This is a genomic window from Rhodoblastus sp. (assembly GCF_041915505.1).
Taxonomy (GTDB): domain Bacteria; phylum Pseudomonadota; class Alphaproteobacteria; order Rhizobiales; family Beijerinckiaceae; genus Rhodoblastus.
Genome location: NZ_JAYSBG010000314.1, coordinates 1 through 4,117 on the forward strand (window position 1 = coordinate 1; position 4,117 = coordinate 4,117).

A 4,117-nucleotide genomic window follows, 5' to 3' on the forward strand; every position below is an offset into this window, starting at 1 on the left:
GAACGATATGAGGCTTGATTCCTTCCGCATCGCCAATCGTCGCTTGCCACGTGGAGAGCCATTCGAACGTCTGAAAGCCGTAGCACGCGCAATTCTCCTGGGCTTGCCGCCATATGTCCTCGACGTCACCGAAAGTGTGAAAGATCCGAATGTCGGTCGGGAAAAGAGGCGGCGAGCAGCTCGCTGGGCTCGGCTGGTAGGTGAACGGCGTGGGGCCGACTCGCCAGTGCAGGGGCAAGCCGGAAAATGGGGAAGCGTCGCGCAACAGAGCGGGGTTTTTATAAGCAGGCGGGAACAGACGAATTTGGGAGGAGGCGCCGCATAGGGCCGAACTCAAGAAAGCGCCCAAAAAACCACCCAGACCACTGATGATCGCGTCTTTGATTTCCGCGTCGCGCCCGGGCACCCAAAGCTGCAGGATCTCGATGACCACTCCCAACAGAATCACGCTGAGAGCGATGACAACCGGGGAGACTCGGGATCGAAACCCGAATGTGAGGGCGGATGCGGTCACAAAATAGGCGATAAAACTCTCGACGGGCGGGTCAAAGCGGAGCTGTCCGCGATAGGGAGCCAGGAGCCAAACGGCTAAGGCCAGGACGGCGGTGAGCCCCGTTACCCGAAAAATGGCGGGGACAAGCGTCATAACAAATTGCTTCCTGCCAAACATGCTGGGCCTTTGACGACACAGCACAAGCTCGCGATACGATTTCAATGCCCATGCCGACGCGCGGTCGCGGCCGACTCGCATGAGAATACCCGCAAACGCCCGACATGTCCCTCATTGGCGTAATTTTTTGGGCTTTCTCAAGGGTTTGAGCGTTTTCCCCAGATGCGGCCCTCCGCAAACAGCGAGGCGGGCGTCCCGGCGCGCATCACGCCGCGCCGCTCGAGGTTGAAGGATGCCCGAAGAAAGGAAAAAGGTTCGCGCCGCATGACGAACCATCCCCAGCCAATCAAATAGAGAGCAATGACTTTGTGCTATCGACGCGAGCGTACCACGGCGCTCAAAATTTCACGTGAGAAAAAACGATGCGACTTGGAGCGCCATTGATCACAAATGCGCGACATCTGGCGTCGCGCAAATGATTGCAAGGCCAGGACAACTTGCGGTTCGCGGCCAAAGACGAGAGGAAAGCGCGATCACGCGGTCAATCGTCATCTCGAAGTTGTTTCCGGGCCAAACGCCCGCCCTCGCTCAGCCCCGATCTTCGGGCAGCACCGGCATGGGCAGGACGGAGACGCCGTCATCGAGCAAGGCGCGGGCTTCCTCGATCGAGGCCTGCCCCCGGATCGGCCGCTCCGGCGCATCGCCGTCATGAATCCGGCGCGCTTCCTGAGGGAATTCGGCGCCGACATCGACCGTGGCGGCCACGATCTTGGCGTGAAGCTCGCGCGCCATGTCGCGCAGCTCGCGATCGGCCGCGCCGAGCAAAGCCACGCTCTGCTTGGCGGCCTGTTTCGCCCCGTCCCTGGCTTTGGCGGGCGCGGCCTTCGGGCGGTCCTTGCGCGCGACCGCTGGCGCCATCACCGCCTTGCTGACCTTGGTGGCGTTGCACTGCGGGCAGCAGACCAGATTGTTGTCGATCTGGAAATCATAGGAATCATTGCTGGCGAACCAGCTTTCGAATTCGTGGCTGTTTTCGCAGACGAGGCTGAAGCGGATCATGGCTTTTCCCTCAAGCCGCGAGCAGCGAGTCGAGCTGGCCCGCGTAATCGAGCGCGAACAGGTCGTCGCAGCCGCCGATATGGCGCTCGCCGATGAAAATTTGCGGCACGGTGGAGCGGCCTTGCGCGCGCGCGATCATTTCGTTGCGGCGGGGAGCGTCGAAATCCACCGGAACTTCCTCGAAATTGGCGCCCTTTTCCGTCAGCAGCATTTTCGCGCGGATGCAATAGGGGCAGGTCGCCTTGGTATAGATCACGATCTTCGGCATCGAGACGTTCTAGTTCGGACGCGCCGCCGGAGCAATGAAAACCTTCACGAATCCGTTATAACTCGGGCGAAAACCAGCGCATCGACGCTTTGCGCCCCCGCCCGCAGCAATACGCGCGCTGCGGCGTTCAAGGTTGCGCCCGACGTCATGACGTCGTCGACCAGCACGATCCGGCGCCCTTCCGCCTCGATCCGTCGCGCCGGCGCGACCACGAAAGCGCCCTGAATATTCTGGGCGCGCTGGCGGCGGGTGAGCCCCACCTGCGGCGGCGTCGGCTTCACGCGCGTCAGCAAGTCCATATCGGCCGGCACGGCCGAAACGCCCGAAATGGCTAGCGCCAATGCGGCGGACTGGTTGAAGCGCCGTCGCGCGAGGCGGGTCCAATGCAGCGGAATGGGGACGAGAAGATCCGCCTCGCGCAGCAATTCCTCGCCGGCGCGGGCCATCCAGCGTCCCATTGGCCCGGCCAACTCGCCCCGGTCGCCATATTTTAGGCGATGGACCAATTGGCGCGCCGGCCCCTCCTCATAGCGCGCCACAGCGCGGGCGCGGCGGAACACCGGCGGATCGGCCAGCGCGGCCGGCGAAACCATCCGCCCGCTTTCGCCCGGGGCGAGATCGATTTCGAACGGCGTGCCGAGTCTCTCGCAATAGGGACGTTCGATGAAGCGCATGGCTGTCCAGCACGCCGGGCAGAGGCCACCCTGTTGCGAAATGGCGCGGCGGCAGGCGAGGCAGGACGGCGGATAGAGCAGATCGAGCGCCAAACCGCCCGCTCTTTTCAGAGCGCGCGCGCCATTGCGGAGCCAGAGCGGCGTCTCGGCGGGAAAGGGATCGAACCGCAGCATCGTTCGAGTTTAGCGCGTTCCGGCCGCGCGCAAAACTTTGACGCGCGCGGCCTCAGGGCGCATAAGGGGCGCGTGTCCAAGCCGCCGCTCATTTTCGATCGCGCCCTGTGGCGCAAGCGCCTGTCGCGCGCCCTGCGCGCCGAAAAGCCCTGCGATTTCCTGATCGCGCGCGCGGCCGAGGATCTCGCCTTCCGGCTTTCGACCATCAGCCGGCCTTTTCCGCGCGCGCTCGATCTTGGTTCGTCGCATCCCGCCATAGCCGCGGCTTTGGCCGCGCCTGGCAGGCAGGTTGTTCGCGCCGCGCCGGTTGCGGCGGCGCTCGACGGCGTCGCGCTCCACGTCGTCGCCGATGAGGAGGCGCTGCCTTTCGCGCCGCATAGTTTCGATCTGATCGTCAGCGCGCTCGCCCTGCAATTCGCCAACGATCTGCCCGGCGTTTTCGCCCAGGCCCGCCGCGCTCTAGCGCCGGACGGGCTGTTTCTGGCCGCCTTGATCGGCGGCCAATCGCTGGCGGAATTGCGGATCTGCCTCGCTCAGGCGCAGGAGGAGATCGAAGGCGGCGCCAGCCCGCGCGTCGCGCCCTTCGCCGATCTGCGCGATCTCGGCGGCCTGCTGCAGCGCGCAGGCCTCGCTTTGCCGGTCACCGATTGCGACGCCTTCACGGTTCGTTATGGCGACCTGTTCGGCCTGCTGCGCGATCTCCGGGCCATGGGCGCCGCCAATATGCTGGTCGCCGGCGCTCGGCGGCCGTTGCGCCGCGCCGTCCTCCTGCGCGCCGCCGCGCTTTATGCGGAAAAATTCTCCGATCCCGACGGCCGCGTGCGCGCGAGCTTTGAAATCATCTGGGTGTCGGGCTGGGCGCCGCATGAAAGCCAGCAGAAGCCGCTGGCGCCGGGCTCCGCCCAGACGTCGCTGCGCGCCGTTCTTGGCGACAGAAGCGGGGATTAGGCTTTTCTAGGCGCGGTCGCGCCAAATAAGGCGGCCAGGGCGAGGCCCGCCGAAACCAGCACGTTCCAGCCGGCCAGCGACAGGCCGAGAATGCGCAATTGCACGTCGTCGCAGCGGATCAGATGGACATTCTGCAATTGCTGGCGAAACGCGTCCATCGAGGCCGGTTTGACGAATTCGCCGGTGCAATCGGTCGGCCCCGGCCACCATTTCCACTCGACGCCGGCGTGATAGAGGCCGGCGCCCGCGCTGACGAGGAACATCGCGGCCAGCAGGCCGAGCACGATCTTGGCGGCGCGCGGCGGCGCGTTGCGGGCGAGAAAAATCGCCGCCGCCGCGAGCGGCAGCGCCGCGTAATAAGGATAGCGTTGTTTCAGACAGAGT

The 4,117-nt window shown here is 64.7% G+C and carries 6 protein-coding genes; 1 reads left to right on the top strand and 5 read right to left on the bottom strand.

Features of this window, described 5'->3' with window-relative positions; translation table 11 throughout:
* The 4 genes from ACE3S9_RS15955 to ACE3S9_RS15970 all read right to left on the bottom strand — a co-directional run.
* Positions 1-751, bottom strand: a 751-nt coding sequence (locus ACE3S9_RS15955; protein ID WP_374547464.1) for a VanZ family protein, incomplete at its 3' end; no start/stop codon positions are given.
* Between the two features lie 447 nt (positions 752-1,198).
* Entirely contained in the window at positions 1,199-1,669 is a 471-nt protein-coding gene (locus tag ACE3S9_RS15960; RefSeq protein WP_374547465.1) for a DUF1178 family protein, read from the bottom strand.
* Between the two features lie 10 nt (positions 1,670-1,679).
* Positions 1,680-1,937: a glutaredoxin 3 gene (gene grxC / locus ACE3S9_RS15965; RefSeq protein ID WP_374547466.1), complete on the bottom strand. Its 258-nt coding sequence runs from the start codon at positions 1,935-1,937 to the stop codon at positions 1,680-1,682.
* Positions 1,938-1,981: 44 nt separating this feature from the next.
* Positions 1,982-2,785, bottom strand: a complete 804-nt coding sequence (locus ACE3S9_RS15970; protein WP_374547467.1) for a ComF family protein — start codon at positions 2,783-2,785, stop codon at positions 1,982-1,984.
* Between the two features lie 72 nt (positions 2,786-2,857).
* Here ACE3S9_RS15970 and ACE3S9_RS15975 point away from each other — a divergent pair, with 72 nt between their 5' ends.
* Positions 2,858-3,733: a methyltransferase domain-containing protein gene (locus tag ACE3S9_RS15975; RefSeq protein ID WP_374547468.1), complete on the top strand. Its 876-nt coding sequence runs from the start codon at positions 2,858-2,860 to the stop codon at positions 3,731-3,733.
* On the opposite strand, the gene ACE3S9_RS15980 is transcribed toward ACE3S9_RS15975, so the two are convergent.
* On the bottom strand, positions 3,730-4,117 hold a 388-nt coding region (locus ACE3S9_RS15980), incomplete at its 5' end, for a disulfide bond formation protein B (RefSeq protein ID WP_374547469.1). The genes ACE3S9_RS15975 and ACE3S9_RS15980 overlap by 4 nt on opposite strands.

What these genes read in the sequence shown, in the direction of transcription:
- ACE3S9_RS15960 (WP_374547465.1), bottom strand. Translation starts at nt 1,669, where the DNA reads ATGATCCGCTTCAGCCTCGTCTGCGAAAACAGCCACGAATTCGAAAGC.
- grxC (WP_374547466.1), bottom strand. Translation starts at nt 1,937, where the DNA reads ATGCCGAAGATCGTGATCTATACCAAGGCGACCTGCCCCTATTGCATC.
- ACE3S9_RS15970 (WP_374547467.1), bottom strand. Translation starts at nt 2,785, where the DNA reads ATGCTGCGGTTCGATCCCTTTCCCGCCGAGACGCCGCTCTGGCTCCGC.